Source organism: Mycobacterium sp., assembly GCF_052145595.1.
Lineage (GTDB): Bacteria > Actinomycetota > Actinomycetes > Mycobacteriales > Mycobacteriaceae > Mycobacterium.
In genome coordinates this window covers 1-21,517 of sequence record NZ_JBKQOI010000348.1, presented here as the reverse complement: position 1 = coordinate 21,517, position 21,517 = coordinate 1, and the positions used below count along the sequence as shown (strand labels likewise).

Below are 21,517 nucleotides of genomic sequence, written 5' to 3'. Positions count from 1 at the left end.
GGCGCGCAGCAGCAGCACGGCATCGACACCTGAGTTCCCTCCGGCTTCCACCGATCGCGTCGCGACGGCTTGCAGTACCGTGGCCGTGCCGTAGCACACCGAGCAACCCAAAGCGAGCAGGAAGCCGGTCAGCACAAGCCGACAATACGAGACGCCAACGCGATTTCCTTGGTATGCGAGGTGACACTTGCGCGAACAGCCGCACGACGTGGAGATCGGCGACATCACCGTCCGACCCACGGTCCAGGGTTAGCGGTAAGGCGTGGCTAGGCCAGGTTGCCGACAGAGCGGCGGGAAATGGTTGGCCTACCGGATGTTGTAGAACGATTCGACGTTCTCGTGCAGTTTCTTGTACATCGGTGGGGCCTCGTAGGCGTCGGTGACGACTTCGATGTAGGCGGCACCGTCGGCTTGCTCGGCCGTCTTAAGCGCGTCATCGAGCACGCCGCAGCTGCTGGCACGTGCGGTGAACCACCCCTGACAGCCCAGCGCGTGGGGAAGCTCGGCAAATTTCCAGGTCGCGACGTCGTTGTAGCCAAGGGCCATGTCCTTGCATAGCATCCGCTCGCTGAGATAGCCGGAGTTGTTGAGCACCAAGACAATCGGGCGCAGCCCATGGCGACCGAACTGGCTGATCTCCTGGGCGGTCATCTGATGCGAACCTTCGCCGGTGATCAGGATCAGCCGACGATGCGGAGCACCGATCGCGGCGCCGAAAGCCGCCGGGGTCGCCCATCCGATTGACGCCCAAAGGGTTTGGTTGTGAAACTCCGCGCCTCTGGGCAGATGCGCGAACGCCAAACCCAGCGAGGACGTTCCGGTGTCGGTGATGATCATGTCATCGGGCCGGAAGAAGTCCGCCCAGCGCGGATAGAGGGCGTCGGCGGTGATCGGGTCCTGATCACCGCCCACGATCGGCCCGAACGCCTCCGGTGCGATAGCCGGCCCCTGAGCACGTTTGGTGGCATGTCGCGACAGTTGCGCCAGGACGTCGGCCATCTCCACGTCGCGAAACATCGTGGAGCCGACGGTGGTGCGGTGATGGCCGATGTCGATCGTCTTGTCCGGTCCAGCCGGACGGTGTTGCCCGCGGCGTTGCCGTCGGTCAGCATGGCGCCGATCATCACCACCACATCGCACGACTCGACGAACGCGCGCACCGGCTCGCCCATCAGCCGGCCGGCATACATGCCGATGTAGCCGGGGTGGTCCTCCCCAAGCACCGACTTGTCGGCGAACATCGTCGCAAACGGTAAGCCCGATGCGTCGACGAACGCTGCCGCAGCAGCCTGCAGACCCAGCCGCCGTAACAGCACCCCCGGCAGCACACATGCCTGACCGGCATTGTTCAGCGCGGCGGCCACCGCATCGGTTGCCGCCGCCAGCGACTCGGGATCGCTGGTCGGCACGCTCACCGATGGCGCACCTCCGAGCACGGGCGTGTTCGCGACGTCGCTGGGAAACGCCATGTAAACCGGCCTGCGGTGGTAGAGCGCCTCGGCAATAAGCCGTTCGGTCTCGGAGGCCGCGTTCTGCGGCGTCATGACCGCGCTCGCGCACACAATGGGCTCGGCCATCCTGCGAAACAGGTCGAATTCCCCGTTGCCCAGCGTATGGTGCACCAGCGCGCGGCCCTCCTGCGTCGCCAAGTTGGGCGTGCCGACCAGGTGAAACACCGCAAGATGCTCGGCGTAGGCACCGGCAACAGCGCTCATCGCGGCCAACTCACCCACCCCGTAGGTGGTGCACACCGCGCCGACGCCGCGCATCCGGGCGTACCCATCAGCGGCGTCGCCGGCGTTGAGCTCGTTGCAGCATCCGATCCAATTGATCGCCGGGTGCTCGACGATCGCGTCATTGACGGGAAACGCGTAGTCCCCGGCGACTCCGAAGATGTCGTCGACGCCAATCTCGTTCAGCCGCCTCAAGACATATCCGATGACGGTTTCAGCCATGAATTTATTGTCGAGCGACCCTCCCGGTGGCCACAAGAGTCAAATGACCGCCGTGCGAATCCCAGCAGGCTTCACAAGTTGGAGATGATGTGCAGGCGCTTGGCGCTGTACTCCGTGTCAGAGATCGCGCCGCTGGCATGCAGCGCCTCAAGCTCTTTTAGGCGTTCGGAAAGCGACGGCCCGGATGGCGGAGGCGCCAGCGGGCGTGCCAGTGCCGCACCGTCGTGCTTGATGTCCTCGATCTTGGTGCTCCACCCAGCGCCGAGTTTGATCAGCCGCAGGGCAAAGAGCACACCGGCCGCGGTGATCGGCAGCCCGAGGTAGAGCATCCACCCCAAAGGCATGCCGGCTCGACTCAGCGCGAAATAGCACGACACGAGCAGCAGAGCGACCAATGCCCCCGACAACAGGACTACGACCTTGGCTTTCATTCGCGGATTCCTTCTTGCGGTCGCTGCGCGTTGCAGCGGTCATCTGGCAAGTGGAAGCCGCGCGCGCCGCTACCGATCCCAACAACGATCAGGCCGGCTCGGACTTCTCGAAGCGCCGCACCTCTGCGGACGAGCGGCGGAGCGGATACAGGTACTGCAGCACCAAAGCGGTGACCACCCCGTATCCGAAGTGCGGAACCAGATCGCTGATCCATCCGACGACACCCCAGGTCCGCGGGTCGGTCACCCCGAGCACGGTCATCGGTCCGTTGGTGCCGACCAGGGCGATGATGGTCGCGACCAGCGTGGCGACGAGCAGTCCAGGGCGCCAGCCCAGCGCGTAGGCCAGCCCAAGGATCAGGCCCATCCCAATGCCCGCGGCGTACCCGGTGAGCGCGCCGAGGCCCAAGAGCCGGTTGGCCAGGACGTCACCGGTCCCCGGCACCGTCACGCCGAACAGTCTCGCCATCGCTTCGACGGTTCTCTCGGGGGTTGTGCTCGTCGCCCGGCCCCGCACCGCGATATCCAGGTAAGTGATCACATTGAGCGCGGTGGTGCCTGCGGCCCCGGCCGCAGCGCCACTCAGCAGCCCCGCCCACAGCCCGGGGATCCGTGTCATCCGCATCTGCCACCGCCTCCTGTACCACCCGACGACCGTCGGGCCGAACCAAAGCATTCTCTACAACGTATTTCAGGTAAATGGCCGTGGCGTTCGTGTCGCTGTGCGCATTGAGTGAAGGGAAACTACAGTTGAGAGCCGTGACGCGTCGCAAAGGCAGGACGGCGGCCGCAATCTGCGGTGGCGCCGCCTTTGTTTTTGCGGTAGGACTCGGTGTTGGCGCCGCGGATCAGCCGCTGAGCAGCACCATGAGCGCTTCGTCCAGCGTGGTGCCGGCCCCCCCGTCGCCAGGGGACGTCACCGGCGGGGGAGGCGGCGCCTTGCCGGTGCAGCCCGTCGGTGGAGGCGCGTGCATTATCGGCCTCAACTGTGGCTGTATTCGCAACTACACATGTCCTAAGCCCCGCGCCAGTCATCCGGACACCGGGAACGGCCAACACAACGCTCCCGGCCCGCAGAATCCTTAGCCTCTTCGGCGGCGGGCGGCGACTTCCCGACGGACCGGCGCGGGGTTTTCCTATCATTTGGGAATGAGCGCCGGTGGGCTGGATACCGTGGGCTCGCCGGCCTTCACCGACGAGGACTCGGCACGGTTTCGTGCCGCCGGTTGGTGGTCTGACTCGACGCTGTCGGATGCGGTGCGTCGTAACGCCGAGCGATCACCGGACCGCCCCGCCTATGTCGACCATCCCGGGACCTCGCTGAATTGGCGCGAATTCGACTGCGCGGCAACCAATTTAGCGGAGCAGCTCGCCGGCCTCGGCGTCGCACGCGGTGACCGGGTCGCGGTGTGGCACGGCGACTCCACCGCCATCCACGTGCTGTTCGTCGCGATCGAACGCTGCGGCACAGTCGTCGTCGGCATCGGTGCGCGTGCCGGGACCCGCGAGGTCGGCGCGATACTGCGCAATTCGGAGCCGAAGTTCCTGATCACCGATCACCAGCGCGCCGGTGCCGCGACGCAGGCCGTCGCGGATGGCGCCGACGAGTCGCCAGCGTCAACGCTGGTCTTGGGCCAGCACGCCGGCGTGCCGCGGCTGAACGTTCACGCCGAGCGCAGGGTGTTGGGGTTCGAATCCCAACTCGGCCCCGACGACGTCTTTCTGATCAACTCCACCTCCGGGACCACGGGGCTTCCCAAATGCGTCGTGCATACCCAGAACCGCTGGTATTACTTCCATCAGAAAGCAGTCGCCAACGGGTTGCTGACGTCCGACGATGTATTCCTGCCGGTCATACCCACGCCTTTCGGCTTCGGAATATGGACCAGCCACACCACTCCGATCTATCTGGGTGCCACCGCGGTGATTTTGCAGCGCTTCACCCCGCGTGCGACGTGTGAAGCGATAGCCCGTCATAAGGTCACCGTGTTGTGTTGTGTCAGTACGCAATTGACCATGCTCATGGCGGACCCCGCTTGTCGCGATCACGACCTGAGTTCGCTGCGTGTCGTTTTCGCGGGCGGCGAGGCGTTGCCTTATCGGCCTGCCGCCGAATTCGAGGAACTCACCGGCGCGAAGATTCTGCAGTTCTACGGCTCGAACGAGACCGGGCTGCTGAGCGCGACTACGGTCGATGACTCGCGCGAGCGCCGGCTCCGCACCGGCGGCCGGATCGTCCCCGAAATGGCTGTCCGACTGTTCGACGGAGATCAGGACGTCACCGGCACGGGGCGAGGCCAGCCCGCATGCCGAGGTCCGGCGACCAGCCTCGGATACCTCGGCGGGACCGATCATGACAAGCTGTTCACCCGCGACGGGTGGATGCGCATGGGCGACATCTGCGAGATCGACGCGGACGGCTACCTGAGCGTCACCGGCCGCACCTCCGATTTCATCCTGCGCGGCGGCAAGAACATCAGCGCAACCCAGGTCGAAGACGCCGTCACGACCCACCCCGCGATCGCGGTGGCCGCAGCGGTCGCGATGCCCGATCCGGTCTTCGGTGAGAGGGTCTGCCTTTACGCCGAACTCTCCGAATCTCGGACCATCAACCTGCCCGAACTCGTCGAACACCTGCTGGGACTGGGAGTTTCCAAGGAACTGCTGCCCGAACGACTCATCGTGGTCGACAGACTTCCGCGCTCGTCGGGAGGAAAGATAGCCAAAGGCCGGCTCCGCGAAGATATTCGAGCCAGAATGGAGGCCGATGATGAACGCTCCTGAGGCGCGGCGAGGTGGCCTGGAGGTCTGGGCGCCATCGGTGGTGCCCCCGATCGGGGTCGAGCTGTCCAACGAGCAGGCGCTCGCCGTCGCGTTCCGCCACCTTGCCGCCATCGGATTCGCGGAGAATATGGCCGGACACATCACCTGGCAGCCCGACGGACAGACCGACATGTTCGTCAATCCGTGGGGGCTGTGGTGGCAGGAACTCACCGCGTCCGATATCTGCGTGGTGGACAGCGATGCGCGGGTGGTCCGAGGTCGTTGGGATGTCACCCCGGCGATCCACATCCACACCGAACTCCATCGTGTCCGCGATGACGCCCGAGTGGTCATTCACAATCACCCGTATTACGTGTGTGTGCTCGCCGCGTTGGGCAGGCTGCCCGAATTGGTGCACCAAACCGGTTCACTGTTCCTGGACGACCTGTGCCTGGTCGAAGCATACGACGGCGAAATCGACAGCCCCGCCCGCGCGGCAGACCTCGCCGCCCGCATCGGTGGCGCCAACCTCACGATTCTGGCCAACCACGGCGTCATCGCAACCGGTCGCAACGTGCCCGAGGCCGTCTACCGAGCGGCATCCATCGAGCGAGTGTGCAAACTGGCCCATGACGTCATGCTCACCGGCAAGGAGCCGGTGCAGATGAACTGGTCGGACATGGCGGGCATGCAGCGATCACTCATCGAACGGGCCGCCGACGTGTACTGGGCGGGGGCAGCGCGGATGACCATCAAGGCCGATCCCGATGTGCTCGCGTAGCAACGTGAATCTTTCCGCGCCGCAGGGGGATTGCCGACCATGAAATCGATCGACGAGCTGGCCGCCAACCCGAACTTCACGACCGCTAAGACCGGCGGGGACCGGTCGGTCACACTTTTGCCCGATCCGCCCCGGGCCCCGCGCCGCTACACGGTGATCTCGGTCGACGATCACATCGTCGAGCCCCCGGACACCTTCACCGGACGCCTGCCGCGAAAGTTCGCCGACCGTGCGCCAAAAGTCGTGGAGACCGACACGGGGGGACAAACCTGGGTCTACGACGGCCAGGAACTGCCCAACGTCGGATTCAACGCCGTGGTCGGGCGGCCGGTGGCAGAGTATGGCTTCGAGCCGGTCCGGTTCGATGAAATGCGCAGGGGCGCCTGGGATATCCACGAGCGCATCAAGGACATGGACCTGAACGGCATATACGCCTCGCTCAACTTCCCCTCCTTCCTGCCGGGGTTCGCAGGGCAGCGGCTGCAGCAGGTCACCGCGGATCGCGACCTGGCGTTGGCCTCCGTGCGCGCCTGGAACGACTGGCACCTCGAGGTCTGGGCGGGGTCATATCCGGAACGCATCATTGCCTGCCAATTGCCATGGCTGCTGGACCCCGAGCTCGGCGCGAAGATGATCTACGAGAACGCGGAGCGCGGATTTCACGCGGTCACGTTCAGCGAGAATCCGGCGATGCTCGGGTTGCCGAGCATTCACTCCGGCCACTGGGATCCGATGATGGCGGCGTGCGCCGAGACCGATACCGTCGTTAACCTCCACATCGGGTCTTCGGGGTCCTCGCCGTCCACCACCGATGACGCGCCACCGGACGTGCAGGGCGTGCTGTTCTTCGCCTACGCCATTTCGGCGGCGGTCGACTGGCTGTACTCCGGCCTGCCCAGCAGGTTCCCCGATCTGAAGATCTGTTTGTCCGAGGGCGGAATCGGTTGGGTCGCCGGGCTGCTGGATCGTCTCGACCATATGCTCACCTACCACGCGATGTACGGTACCTGGCAGGCCCTCGGTGAGAGTTTGACTCCCGCAGAGATTTTCACCCGGAACTTCTGGTTCTGCGCGGTGGAGGACAAGTCGTCGTTCGTGCAGCGTGACCGAATAGGCGTGGACAACATCATGTTGGAGGCCGATTATCCGCATTGCGACTCCACCTGGCCGCACACCCAACAAACGATCCACGAGCAGATCGGCGACCTGCCGCAGGACGTGATTCGTAAGTTCAGCTGGGAGAACGCGTCACGCTTGTACCGCCATCCGGTGCCGGCCGAAATACAGCGGAATCCCGAGGCATTCTGATACTCAGAACGCGAAGCGGTTGAGCACGTCGTAATTCCGCATCGGCGTGGCGTTGATCAGCCGCCACAAAAGCCGCACCGGCGCCGAGGGTATGCGCTCGTAGAGCGCCCCCACGGTGGACTGCTCGAGGAAGCGCAGCCGCGGATTCCATTGCTCGATTTCGCGGGCGTCACGGATGCCCCACTTGGTGATGCCCTTGGTGAGCACCTTGGACAGCCGCGGCCCCATCGGCGACACGGTGTCGAAGGCGAGCTCGCCACCGCCGAACCGATCCGTGAGGCGTTGCAGCAGCGTGCGCACCTCGGGCCCGGTGAGATACATGACTAGTCCCTCCGCGACCATCAGCGTCGGGCGATCGGTGGGTATCTCGTCCAGCCACGCCTCATCGGTCACCGACGAGCCGATCATCCGGTAGCCGTCGCGGTCGTCGTAGAGCTTGCGCCGAAACGCGATCACATCCGGTTGATCGACGTCGAACCACTGCACGGTTTCCGGTGGATGCAACCGGAACGCCCGGGTGTCCATGCCGCACCCGAGGTGTAGCACCACGGCGTTCGGATGGCGGAGGAGGAAGTCGGCGCTCCAGTCGTCGAGCTGTTTGGCGCGCATGGTGACCATGTATTGATTGGATCCGGGCCGCATGGCGCGACGCATGCGGGCCCAGTCGTATTCGATGCGGTCCACCGCGTCGGCGGCCGCGGTATCGGCGAGAATCGTTGCCGGCGAATGATTTTCGTATGCTCGCAGGTACAGCGTGCACAGGTTCGTCCATTCCACCGACCCCCACTGCACATCGCTGAAGTCGACCTTGTCCGTCTGGGTCATGGTCGTCTCCTCGCCCGGTACTCAGTCCACATCCGCATGAACTCGTCGCGGTAAACCTCGGTGGAGAACTCGCAGAAATCGCGGAAGTCCTCGACACGCCCGCGCTGTTCGGCGCGGTCCTCGCCCAGCACCGACAGACCGAACTCGGCGGCCTCGACGCCCAGACGCATCCGCGACGCCTGCGTGCCCAGAACGCTGGTAAAGCCGCCGGGCGTGACCCGGTACAGGTGTTGACGGGTCGGGCTGGGCAGCCGTTCCACCATGCCGGCTTCGTGCAGCTGCCGCGCGACCGTGCTCACCGAGGCCTTGCTCACCGACAACGAATCCGCCAGCTGGGTCAATGTTTGTCGCGGCGGATCGCAGATCAGCAGCCATCCGTACACGCGGCCCATGGTGCGCGAACCGCCGGAGAGCTCGAAGAACAGCCCCATGCGGTCGACGAACTCAGCCTCTTCCGGTGACATCGGGTTCTCGCTAGTTCATTCAGTACAAACTAAACGTAGTTTACATCGCGCGGCCGCCCACGAGCATCGCCATCTCGCGACTCGATTCAATGCGCGTCGATCACAGGCCAGAAGCCAGTCGCCGCAGAATGTCGGACGCTGGTTCGGCAGTCGCGTGCCGGTAGCCGGTGCCCGCCCAGAGATGGACGTATTCGGGTTTCCCTGCCGCGGCGGCGGCTTTCCGCAGTGGGCTGGTGAGGTAGTGAATCGCCGGATAACCCAGCGGTGCCTCCGCTTCGTGGGCGTCGATGAATGCGTTGCGCAAGCCGCGGGCGGGACGGCCGGTGAACGCCCGAGTGAGCACGGTCTCGGTGTAAGCCGGATCGGTGAGCGCCGCCTGGTGGGTGGCTGAGGCGCCGCTTTCGGCGGCCCGCAGCAGAACTGTTCCGACGACGGCCGCCGCCGCGCCCGCGCGGATCACCTCGGCCACCGCGGGGGGAGTGGCGAGCCCACCCGCGGCCAGCACCGGCAGTGGCACGGTGGCGGCGATGCGTTCGACGAGCTCGGCGATCGGGACCGGTGTCAACGGATTCCGCGGCGAGAGCGTGCCGGAATGCCCGCCGGCCGCCGCTGCCTGCACAGCCAGCATGTCCACACCGGCGTCGTGTGCCTGCGCCGCCTCGTCGGGCGTTGTCACCGTTTGAACCACAACGCTGTTGGCTTGTTTCAGCGCGGCGATCACGTTGCGCGGCGGTATCCCGAAGGTGAACGACACCATCGGCACCGGGTCGTCGAGCAGCAGTGCGATCTTCTCGTCGAACCTGTCGTTGTCCTCGATCGGCTCAGCGGGCAGGGTCAAACCAAACTGGTCGGCCTCCTTCTGAACGGTCGCGGCATAAATCCGGTAGCTGTCGGGGTCGACCGGCAGCGGATTAGGGGCAAACACGTTGACTCCGAAGGGGATTCCCTCGGTACGCACCATTTTGATCTCGGCTTCGACGGCCTCCACGGTCTTGTAGCCGGCCGCCAGCATGCCCAGGCCACCCGCCTGCGTTGCCGCCGAAACCATCGCCGGGGTGGTCGGGCCGCCCGACATCGGGGCGGCGACCAACGGAATGGACATCCCAAACTGTGCCAGCATCTCGGTGCCCCTTCGGTGTCCCGGCGTGCGATGGATCAAGCCCTGTCCCGACAATATGGCTCAGTAGAATGCAGATCGGCAATGCCCCGAACGTTCCATCCGGGCGCCGAACCTGACAGGATGCTTCAGCGTGAAGCGGCCCAACTTCCTAGTGATCGTGGCAGACGACCTCGGTTTTTCCGATATCGGAGCATTCGGCGGCGAGATCAATACGCCGAACCTGGATCGGCTGGCCTACGCGGGGATCCGGTTGACCGACTTCCATTCCGCGCCGGCCTGCTCGCCTACCCGGGCCATGTTGTTGACCGGGACGGACCACCATATCGCCGGTATCGGCACGATGCTCGAGGTCGCGATCCCCGGATTCCGGGGTGCGCCCGGCTACGAGGGCTACTTGAACGACCGGGTCGTAGCGTTGCCCGAGCTGCTGCGCGACGCCGGTTATCTGACGCTGATGTCGGGCAAGTGGCATCTGGGGCACACCATCGAGACGTCGCCGTGGGCGCGCGGATTCGAGCGCTCGTTCGCCTTGCTGCCCGCCGGCGCCAGCCATTACGGCCCCGCCGCGGGCGGCGGTTTTTCGCCCGTGTCAACGCTTTACACCGAAGACGACCACTTCGTCACGGTCGGTGACGACTTTTACTCATCGGACTCCTACACCGACACGCTGCTGCGCTACTTCAGCGAACGTCCCGAAGACCCTAATAATCAGGACCGCCCGTTCTTCGCCTATCTGCCCTTTCAGGCGCCGCACTGGCCACTGCAAGCGCCCGACGAATCCATCGCGACCTATCACGGCCGCTACGACGCCGGACCGGACGCATTGCGCGAGGCCCGCCTGGCAGCGCTCAAGCACCTCGGCCTATGCCCGCGCGATGTCGCGGCGCACCCGGTCGTGGCCGACGGCGCCCCGGAGTGGGCCGACATGACCGCCGACGAGCGTGCGCTTTCGGCCCGAAGCATGGAGGTCTATGCCGCGATGGTGGACCGGATGGACTGGAACATCGGTCGGGTGATCGACTACCTGGCCGAGACCGGCGAGCTTGCCGACACGGTCGTGATCTTCCTGTCCGACAACGGCGCCGAGGGCGCGATCGTCGAGGCGATGCCGCTCCGCGGTGCCCGAATCGCCGCGCAGATCGAAAAATACTGTGACAACAGCCTCGATAACCTCGGCCGCCCCACCTCGTTCATCTGGTACGGCCCGCGCTGGGCACAAGCTGCCACGGCACCGTCGCGCCTGCACAAGGCGTTCACCACCGAAGGCGGGATCCGGGTGGTGGGCTTCCTCACCTGGCCTGGCTTTGCCCGGCAGGGCGAGATCGGCACGGCGTTCGCGACCGTCATGGATATCGCCCCCACGGTGCTGGAACTCGCCGGCATCAAACACCCCGGCACCGCGTACCACGGCCGCGAAGTCGAACCCGTGCGTGGTCGCTCGCTGGTGGCATACCTGTCGGGTCACAGCGACGCGGTACATGACACCGAGATCGGCACCGGCTGGGAGTTGTTCGGCCGCCGCGCAATTCGTCAGGGCGACTGGAAGGCGCTGTACCTGCCCGCGCCGTACGGTCCGGGCACCTGGCAGCTCTATGACCTCTCCCGCGACCCGGGCGAGATCGACGATCTGGCCACCTCGCGGCCCGACAAGCTGGCCGAGCTCCTGGCGCTGTGGGACCGCTACGTCGAGGAAACCGGCGTGATCCTGGATCCGATTTCGGTGTACCAAGTCGACCCGGAAACGCTCCTCTAGCGCATGGCCGAGACAACCACCTGCGCGATCGTCGGCGGCGGCCCGGCCGGGACGGTGCTCGGGCTGCTCCTGGCTCGGGCCGGCGTGGAGGTCACCCTGCTGGAGAAGCACGGCGACTTCCTGCGCGACTTTCGCGGTGACACCGGTGCATCCGACCACGATGCGGCTGCTCGACGAACTGGGTTTGTGGGAGCGCTTCGCGGCGTTGCCGTTTACCGAGGTCCGCAAGGCGAAGTTCGACTCCGATGGGCGCTCGGTGACCTACGTTGACTTCGAGCGTCTGCACCAACCCCACCCGTTTGTGGCCATGGTGCCGCAGTGGGACTTGCTCAACCTGCTCGCCGACGCGGCGCAAGCCGAGCCGAGCCTCTCGTTGCGGATGAACACCGAGGTCACCGGGCTGTTGTGGGAGGGCGGCCGAGTTGCCGGAGTGCGCCTCCACGGGCCCGAGGGCCCCGGCGACCTGCTGGCCGAGTTGACCGTTGCGTGCGACGGCCGCTGGTCGATCGTTCGTCGCGAGGCCGGGCTGAAGGCGCGCGAATACCCAGTGAAGTTCGATGTGTGGTGGTTCAGGCTGCCGCGCCAGGAAGACGCGGAATTCTCCTTCCTGCCCAGAGTCGGCCCGGGTAAGGCCCTCGCCGTGATTCCACGGGAAGGCTATTTCCAGATCGCGTACCTCGGGCCTAAGGGGACCGACGCGCAGTTGCGCGCGCGAGGTATCGAGGCGTTCCGTCGCGACGTCGGCGCATTACTGACCGATATGCCCGCGTCGGTGGCCGCGCTGGCATCGATGGACGACGTCAGGCATCTCGACGTCCGAGTGAATCGGCTGCATCGCTGGCACGCCGATGGGTTGTTGTGCATCGGCGACGCCGCGCACGCGATGTCCCCGCTGGGAGGCGTCGGCATCAACCTGGCGGTTCAGGATGCCGTCGCGGCCGCGACGCTGTTGGCCGAACCGCTGCGCCGACACCGGATCACCGGCCGCGATCTGGCGGCGGTCCGGCGCCGCCGGTTGTTTCCCACCGCGGTGACCCAGGCGGTGCAGCGGGTATTGCACAGGGGGCTGCTCGGCCCCCTCCTTCGCGGCGAAGACCCCACGCCACCGGCGGCGCTGCTGAGCGTCCTGGAGCGGCTGCCGTGGCTATCGTTTTTGCCCGCCTACTTTGTCGGCGTCGGCGTGCGGCCCGAGCATGCTCCCGCATTCGCGCGTCGCGGATCCGGCAGCCGCCCCGCCTGAGCCCTCTGGTGACGCGGGCCGACCCGGGGCAGGTGCTAGCGTCGGGATCGTGTCTGGACATGGGACCCCGCTGCGGATCGGCATTCTGGGTGCAGCCCGTATCGCACCATTGGCGCTCGTCAACCCGGCCAAGGAAAATTCCGAGGTCGAAGTTGCGGCGGTGGCGGCGCGCGATGTGTCGCGTGCGCAGGCCTTTGCCGCCAAGCACGGCATTCCCCGGGTGCACGAAAGCTATGACGCGCTGATGGCCGATCCTGACCTCGACGCGGTCTACAACCCCCTGCCGAACGGCTTGCACGGCCGGTGGACTCGCGCCGCCCTGGCCGCCGGTAAGCATGTGCTTTGCGAAAAGCCGTTCACGGCCAACGCGGCCGAAGCCCGTGAGATCGCCGAATTGGCCGCGAATTCGGATCGGGTGGTGATGGAGGCCTTCCACTATCGCTACCACCCGCTGAGTCGCCGCGTTGAGGAGATCATCGCGTCGGGCGAGCTGGGCAAGCTCAGGCGGGTGGAGGCCACCTTTTGCTTTCCGCTGCCAAAGTTCTCCGACATCCGCTACAACTATTCGCTTGCCGGTGGTGCGCTGATGGACGCCGGGTGCTATGCGGTCCACATGGTCCGCACGTTCGGCGGTTCAACCCCGGAAGTCGTTTCGGCACAGGCGAAATTGCGCGACCCGCAGATCGACCGGGCCATGACGGCCGAGGTGCGGTTTGCCGCCGGGCACACCGGCCGGGTGCGCTGCTCGATGTGGTCGTCGCAGCTGGTGCAGATCAGTGCCCGCGTGACCGGCGAACACGGCGAGTTGCGGGTTTTGAATCCGGTGATGCCCTCATATTTCCATCGGCTCGCGATCCGATCATCCGATGGCAGGCGGGTGGAGCGTTTCTCGCACCGCGCTTCCTATGCGTATCAGCTCGATGCTTTCGCCGCGGGGGTGCTGCGCGGCGAACCGGTCAAGACAACCCCGGAAGACGCTATCGAGAACATGACTGTCATCGATGCGATCTATCGGGCTGCCGGCCTTCCGCTTCGCTATCCGAGCTGAACCTACGAAAAACGGCAACAGCCGCGGACATGCCACGAAGTTGGCGAAAACTGACCGGTCCCACTTGCGGGCAAGTGGATATTCGGTAGTCGTCGCATTAACTGCGATACACACGTCATGGCGCCTGGCAGGATGGAATCCGTGCGCGCCTTCGCCTGCCCCGTTTGTTTGGGCTTCGCCCCATTTGAATCGCAACGCTGCCCGAATTGCTCGGCAGAACTTGGATTGCACGTCCCAAGCCGCACGATGGTCGCGACCTCATCGGGCACGGCTGTTGTCGACGGCCAGGTCTGGATCGCGTGCTCAAGGGCGGCCAGCCTCGGCTGCAACTGGCTAGCTCCCGAGGAACAGGAATTCGGCGGCCAGCAGGGGCTATGTATGGCCCATTCCCTGATCCGCCGCGAGCCCGAGGCGGACGACACCATCGCGGTGGAGAAGCTGAAGTCCACGGTGATTGCACTGCGGCGGTTGATTTATCAGCTCATCGACATCGGACTACCGGTCGAGCCGTACTGGCGCCAGGATCGAGGGCTGGCGTTCGATCTGCTGTCCAGTTACAGCGGCGGTGGGCGGGTGTTGATCGGGCACGCCGACGGGGTCATCACTATCGATCTGGTCGAGTCGCTCGACGCCTATCGTGAGTCGCTGCGGGTACACCTCGGTGAGCCCTACCGCACCATGCTGGGTCATTTCCGCCATGAGATCGGCCACTATTACCAGAACGCGCTCGTGGAAACCGATCCCGGCGCCGCCCGCTATCTCGACGAGTGCCGCGAGATCTTCGGCGACGAGCGCGCCGATTATCAAGACGAGATCGCACGACACTACAAATTCGGTGCTCCCGCGAATTGGGACGAGTCCTACATTTCCGAATACGCGACGATGCACCCCTGGGAAGACTTCGCCGAGTGCTTCGCGCACTACCTGCACATCACCGACATCATCGATACCTCCCGCGAGGCGGGACTGGTCTTGCACGCCGACAGGGTCCGTTTCTCATTTCCGCGCGACATCGCGCCACTCGCGTGCTATGACGATGCGCCCATCGAGCAGCTGCTGGATGACTGGAAGTGGTTGGCAATGTTCTTCAATCGGGTAAACACCGCGATGGGCAAGAACCCGCTCTACCCGTTCCAGATCCCGCCGCCCGTGGTCCGCAAGCTGGGGTTCGTACACAAACTGATCCGAGAGACCGCGCTCAGCCGAGCGGTGGATCTCTGAATGAAGTTGTTGCAAGGAGTGTCGGATGTGTCGATGGGTTGGATACCTGGGCCGCCCGATCGCGCCCAGGGAGTTGTTACACGATCCACAGCGCTCACTTATTGAGCAGAGCCGCAGGCACGCGCCGAACATGGAGATTCCCAACGGCGACGGCACGGGGCTGGGCTGGTATGAGCACCGCGCAGAACCGGCGCTTTTTCGCAGCATCACGCCGGCGTGGGGCGATGAGAACCTTTTGGAACTGGCCACAGAGATCCGCACCCGCATGTTTCTTGCCCATGTGCGCGCCGGGACCGGGACTCCGGTGCAGCAGACCAACTGTCACCCATTCCGGTACCGCAACTGGCTTTTTGTGCACAACGGACATGTCGCCGGATATCACAGATTGCGCCGGGACCTGCTGCTGGCTGTGCACCCCGACTTGTTCGGCAACATAGCGGGGTCCACCGATTCGGAGTTGATGTTCCACCTCGCACTCACCTTCGGTCTGATGGACGATCCAATCACCGGGATCGCCCGGATGGCAGGTTTTGTCGAAGCGATCGCCGCGGCGGCCGACTTGGGTGAACCTGCCCTGCAGATGACGGTGGGGGTCAGCGACGGCGTGCGCCTGTACGCGGCCCGTTACGCCAGCGGACCGGAAGTGAATACGCTGTTCGTGAGCGAAGATCCGGAGTCGGTGCGGATGCTCTACCCCGGCAATGAGGGACTCGAGCACTTCGGTGATGATGCCCGGGTGGTGGTTTCTGAACCGCTGACCCATTTGCCGGGGATGTGGCGGGAAGTGCCGGCCGGGACCGCGCTGATTATCGGCGATGAGATCGAAGAGCGAGCGTTCCAGCCCATAAGCCCAATGGCTGCCTGATGGGGCTGTGAGCACTCCGCAATGACTTCATGGCACTCGGAAGTCATTGTCACTCTTCGCGTTTGCCGAGCCCACCGACGACCTGCGATAACAAGCGGCGCGCGGCCTCGACGCACGGGCGGAGGCGCTCGATTGGGCTGACACCGTCCAGCGCCAGTGAGCGTCTCGGCACTTCGAGTTCGATCACGATATCGGGGGGAAGCGCGGAAAGGATCTCAAGTAACGGTAGTTCGCCTTCGCCGGGAATCATGCGCTCGAACATGGCTTCCTCCATGTAGTTGTCGAGGCGTGGCTGCAGCGTTGTGTCGTTGAGTTGGGCGTAGCCGATGTGGTGGGGGTCGATCGCTGCGACATCGGCCGCGCCGGATCCGGATCGCACCAGGTGCATGGTGTCGATCAACAAGCGGAAGTCGGACCGTCCGACGTGGTCCCGGGCGGCCAGTGCGGTGGGCAAGTCGCCGACGGTCAGGCCGGGTACCGGTTCGACGACCGTCTGGATGCCGCGTTGGGCGGCAAGCTCTGCCAGGATCGCGAATTGGTCGAACGTGCAGCCGAGATCCGGGTCGAGGCTGACGACGTTTATCTGGGGAACGCCAAGCTCGGCCAGGACATCGAGATCCCCGGAGAGCGTGCGCATCTCGGCCCCGGGCAGCACCAGAAACCCGTCGCCGAGCGAGATCGTGACGCCGCGGTGATTCATGGCAGCGAGCACGTCTCGCCTGAGTGCGACGTCGTCCTTCAGCGAGAAGGGCGGATAACCCAACGGCACCAACGGCAGTCCCTGCACAACGGCCGACATCTGACTGCAGCCAAGATCCGCCGTGAGATTGACGAACTCCACTGGCGGAAGCCCGAATCCGCCGAGGAAACCAATGCCAAGCCGGTCCACGTTCATTCACCGGGTCCGGCATGCGCGCGCATCACAGGGGCCGGCCCGCCAGTTGGGCCAATTGGTCTGCGGCTTGGGGTGTTTGGGTGGTCAGCGCGATTTTCCCGGAAGTGACTTGTTCTTCGATGATGGGCGCTTCCAGCACGAGATCGTCGCGGATGAACGCCACATGGGCTTGTGGGTGTGCAGTGGTGAATGCCGCCCAGGCTGCCGTCGACGCCGGGTCCATCGTCAGATTCACCTCATAGAAACCCGATGTCAGCGACCGGGGCGCGTCTACGTGTGCCAGGACCAGCTGCATGATCTCCGGACCCAATGTATAGAGAGTGGTCCGGCCGAGATCACAGGTGATGAGGACGTTGGTCGGCGCGACCGGGGCATTCGGATTCGTCGGGGGGCACCTGTCGGGCGTGGTTGGCTGCGATTTCTGCACCGGCCGAACCGGTAACGGCTGGATGCCGACCACGGGTGCCACCGATTGGGTCGTCATGGTCGACGTAGTGGTCGACCTGCCAGTCGACGTCGTGGGTGAGGCCTGGTGCGTTGAGTGGCAGCCGAACAGAGCACCGAGCACAACGACGATCGATACCGGGGCGCGGCATTTGCTCATCGGCATGGCCTCCCGTCGGACATTTCAGCTGAAGGTAGAGGACCCCGGCCATCAGCCACGACGCGCCAACCGGCGTGTCGCACGCGAACATTTCTTTTGCTTTCCAAATGGACACGCGCACTCTCCCGCCGGCAGCGGTCTTTCCTATTCGAGACTCGGCGGCCGTAGTCGCCGCGCAGGTAGTGACCATATTTCTGGCTAAGGAGAAGATCTCCACCCTTTACGGACACTACGAATATAGAGTAATCTCTCGATCCGAGATAACGGAATCTTCGATGGACAAACGACGAAAGCCTAATCCTGCGGAACGCCGCCGCGACCTTTGCGACGCGGCGATTCAGCTATTGGCCGACGACGGGGCCAAGGGGTTGAGCCATCTCAAGGTCGACCGCAAAGCCGGCGTGCCCGACGGCACCACTTCTTTTTATTTCCGTACCCGCTCGGCGCTGCTGCGTGCCGTGGCCGAGCGGCTGGCTGAGCTGGATTTGGCGAGCTTGCAATCTGTCGCCGACAGCTCCGACGGCCGCAGAAACAATCCCTCACCGTCGCGGTTGTCGCAGGTGGTGATTCAAGCCGGCAGCGAGCCACAGTTGTCCCGGACGAAGGCCAGGTACGAGCTGACGATGCAGGCCAGTCGCGACCCGGCGCTGGCCGCGATCCTGCAGCAGGCCACGGACGGATTCACCAAGCTGCACAGGGAAATCCTCGTGCAGCTCATGCCGCACGGCGCCGAGCTGGAACCGGCCGTGGTCGAGGACCTGAGCAATGTCACGCTCACGTTCATCAACGGTCTGCTGCTGCGGTTCGCCCATGGCGATCGGATTGTCGACAGTCCTGAACAGCTCGACGCCATCTTGTCGGCGATCGCTGCCGGCATTCTGAAGAGTTCGGACAAGGGGCGGCTAACACAGGCCGGCGGCCTGCGTCCGGCGCGCCGCCGGGCGGCTGCATCCGGTTGAACGCACGAATCGGGTTTCACGGCTGCGGGTCTTGCCAGAGGACCCGCCGTATGGTTCTCTACGAGAATAGAGTAAGCCGACGCTCACGGGCCGTCGGTGACCTTCGACCGTGCCCGTGCGCATCTCTGAGCTAAGCGGAGTGTACAAATTGCCCGAACCGGATCCGGCGCTGATGCGCGGCAGCGTCAGCGCTGCCGCAGGCGTCGTTGGTGCCGGGAAGGGAGCTGGAAATGGCGGCGGCAGGAGAAATTCGTGACGGCGAGCACCCATAGCGATGTTCATTTCGATCCATACGATGTCGACCTCATCGCCGACCCGTATCCCATGTTCGCGCGCCTGCGTGACGAGGCGCCGCTTTACTACAACGCCGAATACGACTTCTTCGCGGTGAGCCGGTACGCCGATATCAACAAGGCGCTGGTCGACAACGTCACATACAGCTCCGCCCGGGGCGCGATCCTGGAGTTGATCAAGGCCAACCTCGAGATCCCGTCGGGGATGCTGATCTTTGAAGACCCGCCGATTCACGATGTGCATCGCAAGCTGCTGTCGCGGATGTTCACCCCGCGAAGAATCGCGGCGCTGGAGCCGATGATCCGCGAGTTCTGCGCCCAATGCCTGGATCCGCTGGTGGGCTCGGGTCAGTTCGACTTCGTCGCCGACCTGGGTGCACAGATGCCGATGAAAGTGATCAGCTCGCTGCTCGGCATCCCCGATGACGATCAGGAATATGTCCGCGACTACGTCAACGCCCAGCTGCGCACGGAGGCGGGCAAGCCCATGGACCACACCCGGGGTTTGTCGGTGGGCGAGCAGTTCGAGGCCTACATCGACTGGCGCGCCGAGCATCCGTCCGACGACATCATGACCGAACTGCTCAACGTCGAGTTCGTCGACGCGACCGGTAGCACGCGGCGGCTGACTCGCGACGAGATACTCGTGTACCTCAACGTCGTTGCCGGCGCGGGCAACGAGACAACGACACGCCTGATCGGTTGGGCGGGAAAGATTCTCGCCGAACACCCCGATCAGCGTCGCGAGCTTGCCCGGCACCCCGAGCTCATCCCGCAGGCCATCGAGGAGTTGCTGCGCTACGAGCCGCCCGCACCGCACGTTTCGCGGTATGTGACAAGCGACGTCAGTCTGTACGACCAGACCGTGCCCGCAGGCAGCGTGATGATGATGCTCATCGGGGCGGCCTGTCGCGATGAGCGTCAGTTCGGGCCCGATGCCGGCGAATTCAACATCCACCGAACCGCCCGTCCGCACCTCACGTTCAGTGTGGGCGCGCACTTCTGTCTGGGCTCGGCACTGGCGCGTCTGGAAGGCCGCGTCGCTCTGGAGGAAGTCCTGAAACGATTCCCCGAGTGGGAGGTCGACCTCAACAGCGCCAAGCTGAGCCCCACGTCGACGGTGCGGGGCTGGGAGTCCATGCCGGCTCTGGTGCCACGATGACCGGCCGGGTCGAGGGAAAAGTTGCATTTGTCAGCGGCGCCGCCCGGGGGCAGGGCCGCAGTCACGCGGTGCGCTTGGCACAGGAGGGTGCCGACATCATCGCCATCGACATTTGCGGACCGATCGAAAACCTGGCCTACCCGCATTCGACACCCGAGGATCTCGCCGAGACCGCGGACCTGGTCAAGGGCCACGACCGGCGAATCGTGACCGCGCAGGTCGATGTCCGCGACTACGACGAGCTGAAAGCCGCGGTGGACAGCGGTGTGGAACAACTCGGCCGCCTCGACATCATCGTCGCCAACGCCGGCGTGGGCACCGACGGGAGAAAACTGCACAAGATTCGCGAAAACGTCTGGCAGGACATGATCGACATCAACCTGAGCGGCGTGTGGCACACGGTGAAAGCGGGTGTACCGCACATCCTGTCGGGCGGCCGCGGCGGATCGATCGTGCTCACCAGCTCGGTCGGCGGTCGTAAGGCCTACCAGAACACCGGCCACTACATAGCCGCCAAGCACGGCGTGATCGGCCTTATGCGCGCCTTCGCCGTCGAGCTGGGCCCGCACATGATCCGGGTTAATTCCGTGCTGCCCACTCAGGTCAGTACCACCATGTTGATGAATGACAGCACATTTCGGCTCTTTCGCCCGGACCTGCCCAACCCCGGGCCCGACGACTTCGCCCCGATCTCTCAGATGATGCACACGTTGCCGGTGCCGTGGGTGGACCCCATCGACATCAGCAACGCCGTCCTGTTCCTCGCCTCTGACGAATCGCGTTATGTCACTGGCGTTTCGCTTCCCGTAGACGCGGGCAGCTTGCTCAAATAGGCGCTAACTCAATTAAGTAAAAGAAGTTGGAGAAGACCATGCCTGAATACGACTACGAAAAGCTGAAGAAGGAAGCCGAGCAGTATATCAAGTTCGAGAAGGACAAGAAGAACCGAATCGCCTATATCACGTTCAACCGTCCGGAGGAGCTCAACTCGACCACGTTGGGCATGCGGCACAACTATGCAGATCTGATCCACAAGTGCAACGTGGACGACGACGTCAAGGTCGTGGTGATCCGTGGCGAGGGCCAGGATTTCGGTAGTGGCGGCGACCTGCCCGAGCAGCGCCCCATGCTCGAGAACCCCGGCCTGCCGCTGCTGCACGAGCTCGCGATCAACGACGACGACGTCAAGTACCCGCCCGGCGGGTCCTACCGATACCTGTCCACCGTCACCGACTTCTACGCCAAGGCCCGCGCCGGAAACCGCCCGCTGCAGGAGCTTCGCAAGATCAGCATCATCGAGGCCAAGGGTTACTGCTACGGCTGGCACTTCTACCAGGCCGGCGATGCCGACCTGGTGGTGTCCTCCGACGACGCCCTGTTCGGCCATCCCGCGTTCCGTTACGTGGGCTGGGGACCACGTCTGTGGTGGTGGGCAGAGACGATGGGCCTGCGCAAGTTCTCCGAAATGCTGTTCACCGGGCGGCCGTTCACCGCGAAAGAGATGTACGAGTGCGGCTTCGTCAACAGCGTCGTGCCCCGGGACAAGCTGGAAGACGAGACGCTGAAATACGCGCTGGCGTGCTCGAAGTCACGCCCGACCGACACGGTCGCGGTCCAGAAGACCTTCCTGGAGCTCTACAAGCAGCACAAGGGCGAATACTTCGGCAGCCTGCTCACCGGCATGGTCGAGGGCATGCTGCCGATGATCCAAAACGACGCGCAAGAGGTCGACCTCACCGAGGGCACCTTCGAAAAGGGCCTCAACAACGTCGTGAAGGACAACGACCTCAACTTCCCGCCGGAGTGGCGTCTGAGCCGCTCGGGACGCAA

21 protein-coding genes and 1 pseudogene are annotated in these 21,517 nt (G+C 64.6%); 12 read left to right on the top strand and 10 right to left on the bottom strand.

Annotated features, from left to right (window positions below; translation table 11 throughout):
- Positions 1-306 precede the first annotated feature (306 nt).
- The 5 genes from ACLP4W_RS28945 to ACLP4W_RS28925 form a co-directional block, all read right to left on the bottom strand.
- On the bottom strand, positions 307-912 hold the full coding sequence (locus tag ACLP4W_RS28945) for a thiamine pyrophosphate-dependent enzyme (RefSeq protein WP_442390849.1): 606 nt from the start codon (positions 910-912) through the stop codon (positions 307-309).
- Complete coding sequence (locus tag ACLP4W_RS28940; RefSeq protein ID WP_442390847.1) at positions 834-1,955, bottom strand: thiamine pyrophosphate-binding protein; 1,122 nt, start codon at positions 1,953-1,955, stop codon at positions 834-836. Before ACLP4W_RS28940 ends, ACLP4W_RS28945 begins: the two co-directional genes overlap by 79 nt.
- 71 nt (positions 1,956-2,026) lie before the next feature.
- On the bottom strand, positions 2,027-2,386 hold the full coding sequence (locus ACLP4W_RS28935; RefSeq protein WP_442390845.1) for an SHOCT domain-containing protein: 360 nt from the start codon (positions 2,384-2,386) through the stop codon (positions 2,027-2,029).
- Between the two features lie 88 nt (positions 2,387-2,474).
- Entirely contained in the window at positions 2,475-3,011 is a 537-nt protein-coding gene (locus ACLP4W_RS28930; protein WP_442390843.1) for a hypothetical protein, read from the bottom strand.
- 223 nt (positions 3,012-3,234) lie between these two features.
- Positions 3,235-3,360, bottom strand: a complete 126-nt coding sequence (locus ACLP4W_RS28925) for a hypothetical protein (protein WP_442390841.1) — start codon at positions 3,358-3,360, stop codon at positions 3,235-3,237.
- Positions 3,361-3,535: 175 nt separating this feature from the next.
- Between ACLP4W_RS28925 and ACLP4W_RS28920 the strand changes: the two genes are divergently transcribed.
- The 3 genes from ACLP4W_RS28920 to ACLP4W_RS28910 are packed head-to-tail and all read left to right on the top strand — an operon-like array spanning position 3,536 to position 7,238.
- Positions 3,536-5,170: a class I adenylate-forming enzyme family protein gene (locus ACLP4W_RS28920; RefSeq protein WP_442390839.1), complete on the top strand. Its 1,635-nt coding sequence runs from the start codon at positions 3,536-3,538 to the stop codon at positions 5,168-5,170.
- Entirely contained in the window at positions 5,157-5,930 is a 774-nt protein-coding gene (locus ACLP4W_RS28915) for a class II aldolase/adducin family protein (protein ID WP_442390837.1), read from the top strand. Before ACLP4W_RS28920 ends, ACLP4W_RS28915 begins: the two co-directional genes overlap by 14 nt.
- A gap of 39 nt (positions 5,931-5,969) precedes the next feature.
- Complete coding sequence (locus ACLP4W_RS28910) at positions 5,970-7,238, top strand: amidohydrolase family protein (RefSeq protein ID WP_442390835.1); 1,269 nt, start codon at positions 5,970-5,972, stop codon at positions 7,236-7,238.
- Positions 7,239-7,241: 3 nt separating this feature from the next.
- Here the strand turns inward: ACLP4W_RS28910 and ACLP4W_RS28905 are convergent, their stop codons facing one another.
- The 3 genes from ACLP4W_RS28905 to ACLP4W_RS28895 all read right to left on the bottom strand — a co-directional run bounded on the left by ACLP4W_RS28905 (position 7,242) and on the right by ACLP4W_RS28895 (position 9,647).
- Positions 7,242-8,063: a class I SAM-dependent methyltransferase gene (locus ACLP4W_RS28905; RefSeq protein WP_442390833.1), complete on the bottom strand. Its 822-nt coding sequence runs from the start codon at positions 8,061-8,063 to the stop codon at positions 7,242-7,244.
- Positions 8,060-8,527, bottom strand: a complete 468-nt coding sequence (locus tag ACLP4W_RS28900; RefSeq protein WP_442390831.1) for a GbsR/MarR family transcriptional regulator — start codon at positions 8,525-8,527, stop codon at positions 8,060-8,062. Before ACLP4W_RS28900 ends, ACLP4W_RS28905 begins: the two co-directional genes overlap by 4 nt.
- Positions 8,528-8,627: 100 nt before the next feature.
- Complete coding sequence (locus tag ACLP4W_RS28895) at positions 8,628-9,647, bottom strand: NAD(P)H-dependent flavin oxidoreductase (protein ID WP_442390829.1); 1,020 nt, start codon at positions 9,645-9,647, stop codon at positions 8,628-8,630.
- A gap of 130 nt (positions 9,648-9,777) precedes the next feature.
- Between ACLP4W_RS28895 and ACLP4W_RS28890 the strand changes: the two genes are divergently transcribed.
- The 5 genes and pseudogenes from ACLP4W_RS28890 to ACLP4W_RS28870 all read left to right on the top strand — a co-directional run bounded on the left by ACLP4W_RS28890 (position 9,778) and on the right by ACLP4W_RS28870 (position 15,774).
- Positions 9,778-11,400, top strand: coding sequence for an arylsulfatase (locus tag ACLP4W_RS28890; protein ID WP_442390827.1), 1,623 nt, complete (start codon positions 9,778-9,780; stop codon positions 11,398-11,400).
- 3 nt (positions 11,401-11,403) lie between these two features.
- Positions 11,404-12,640, top strand: a pseudogene (locus tag ACLP4W_RS28885) (FAD-dependent oxidoreductase).
- Positions 12,641-12,689: 49 nt separating this feature from the next.
- Positions 12,690-13,688, top strand: a complete 999-nt coding sequence (locus ACLP4W_RS28880) for a Gfo/Idh/MocA family protein (RefSeq protein ID WP_442390825.1) — start codon at positions 12,690-12,692, stop codon at positions 13,686-13,688.
- Positions 13,689-13,829: 141 nt separating this feature from the next.
- Complete coding sequence (locus ACLP4W_RS28875) at positions 13,830-14,909, top strand: zinc-binding metallopeptidase family protein (RefSeq protein ID WP_442390823.1); 1,080 nt, start codon at positions 13,830-13,832, stop codon at positions 14,907-14,909.
- Positions 14,910-14,934: 25 nt separating this feature from the next.
- Positions 14,935-15,774: a class II glutamine amidotransferase gene (locus ACLP4W_RS28870; protein ID WP_442390821.1), complete on the top strand. Its 840-nt coding sequence runs from the start codon at positions 14,935-14,937 to the stop codon at positions 15,772-15,774.
- 49 nt (positions 15,775-15,823) lie between these two features.
- Here the strand turns inward: ACLP4W_RS28870 and ACLP4W_RS28865 are convergent, their stop codons facing one another.
- Positions 15,824-16,669 (bottom strand): sugar phosphate isomerase/epimerase family protein, encoded by an 846-nt coding sequence (locus ACLP4W_RS28865; RefSeq protein ID WP_442390819.1) that lies wholly within the window; start codon positions 16,667-16,669, stop codon positions 15,824-15,826.
- 25 nt (positions 16,670-16,694) lie between these two features.
- A complete protein-coding gene (locus ACLP4W_RS28860; protein ID WP_442390817.1) occupies positions 16,695-17,153 on the bottom strand; it encodes a SecDF P1 head subdomain-containing protein in 459 nt (152 codons plus the stop codon).
- Positions 17,154-17,548: 395 nt separating this feature from the next.
- Here ACLP4W_RS28860 and ACLP4W_RS28855 point away from each other — a divergent pair, with 395 nt between their 5' ends.
- The 4 genes from ACLP4W_RS28855 to ACLP4W_RS28840 all read left to right on the top strand — a co-directional run.
- Positions 17,549-18,232 (top strand): TetR/AcrR family transcriptional regulator, encoded by a 684-nt coding sequence (locus ACLP4W_RS28855; RefSeq protein ID WP_442390851.1) that lies wholly within the window; start codon positions 17,549-17,551, stop codon positions 18,230-18,232.
- 252 nt (positions 18,233-18,484) lie between these two features.
- The gene (locus tag ACLP4W_RS28850; protein WP_442390815.1) at positions 18,485-19,687 is read left to right on the top strand and encodes a cytochrome P450; all 1,203 of its coding nucleotides are present in this window, start codon (positions 18,485-18,487) and stop codon (positions 19,685-19,687) included.
- On the top strand, positions 19,684-20,520 hold the full coding sequence (locus ACLP4W_RS28845) for a mycofactocin-coupled SDR family oxidoreductase (protein WP_442390813.1): 837 nt from the start codon (positions 19,684-19,686) through the stop codon (positions 20,518-20,520). The genes ACLP4W_RS28850 and ACLP4W_RS28845 overlap by 4 nt, the downstream gene beginning before the upstream one ends.
- A gap of 38 nt (positions 20,521-20,558) precedes the next feature.
- Positions 20,559-21,517, top strand: a 959-nt coding sequence (locus tag ACLP4W_RS28840; RefSeq protein ID WP_442390811.1) for an enoyl-CoA hydratase/isomerase family protein, incomplete at its 3' end; no start/stop codon positions are given.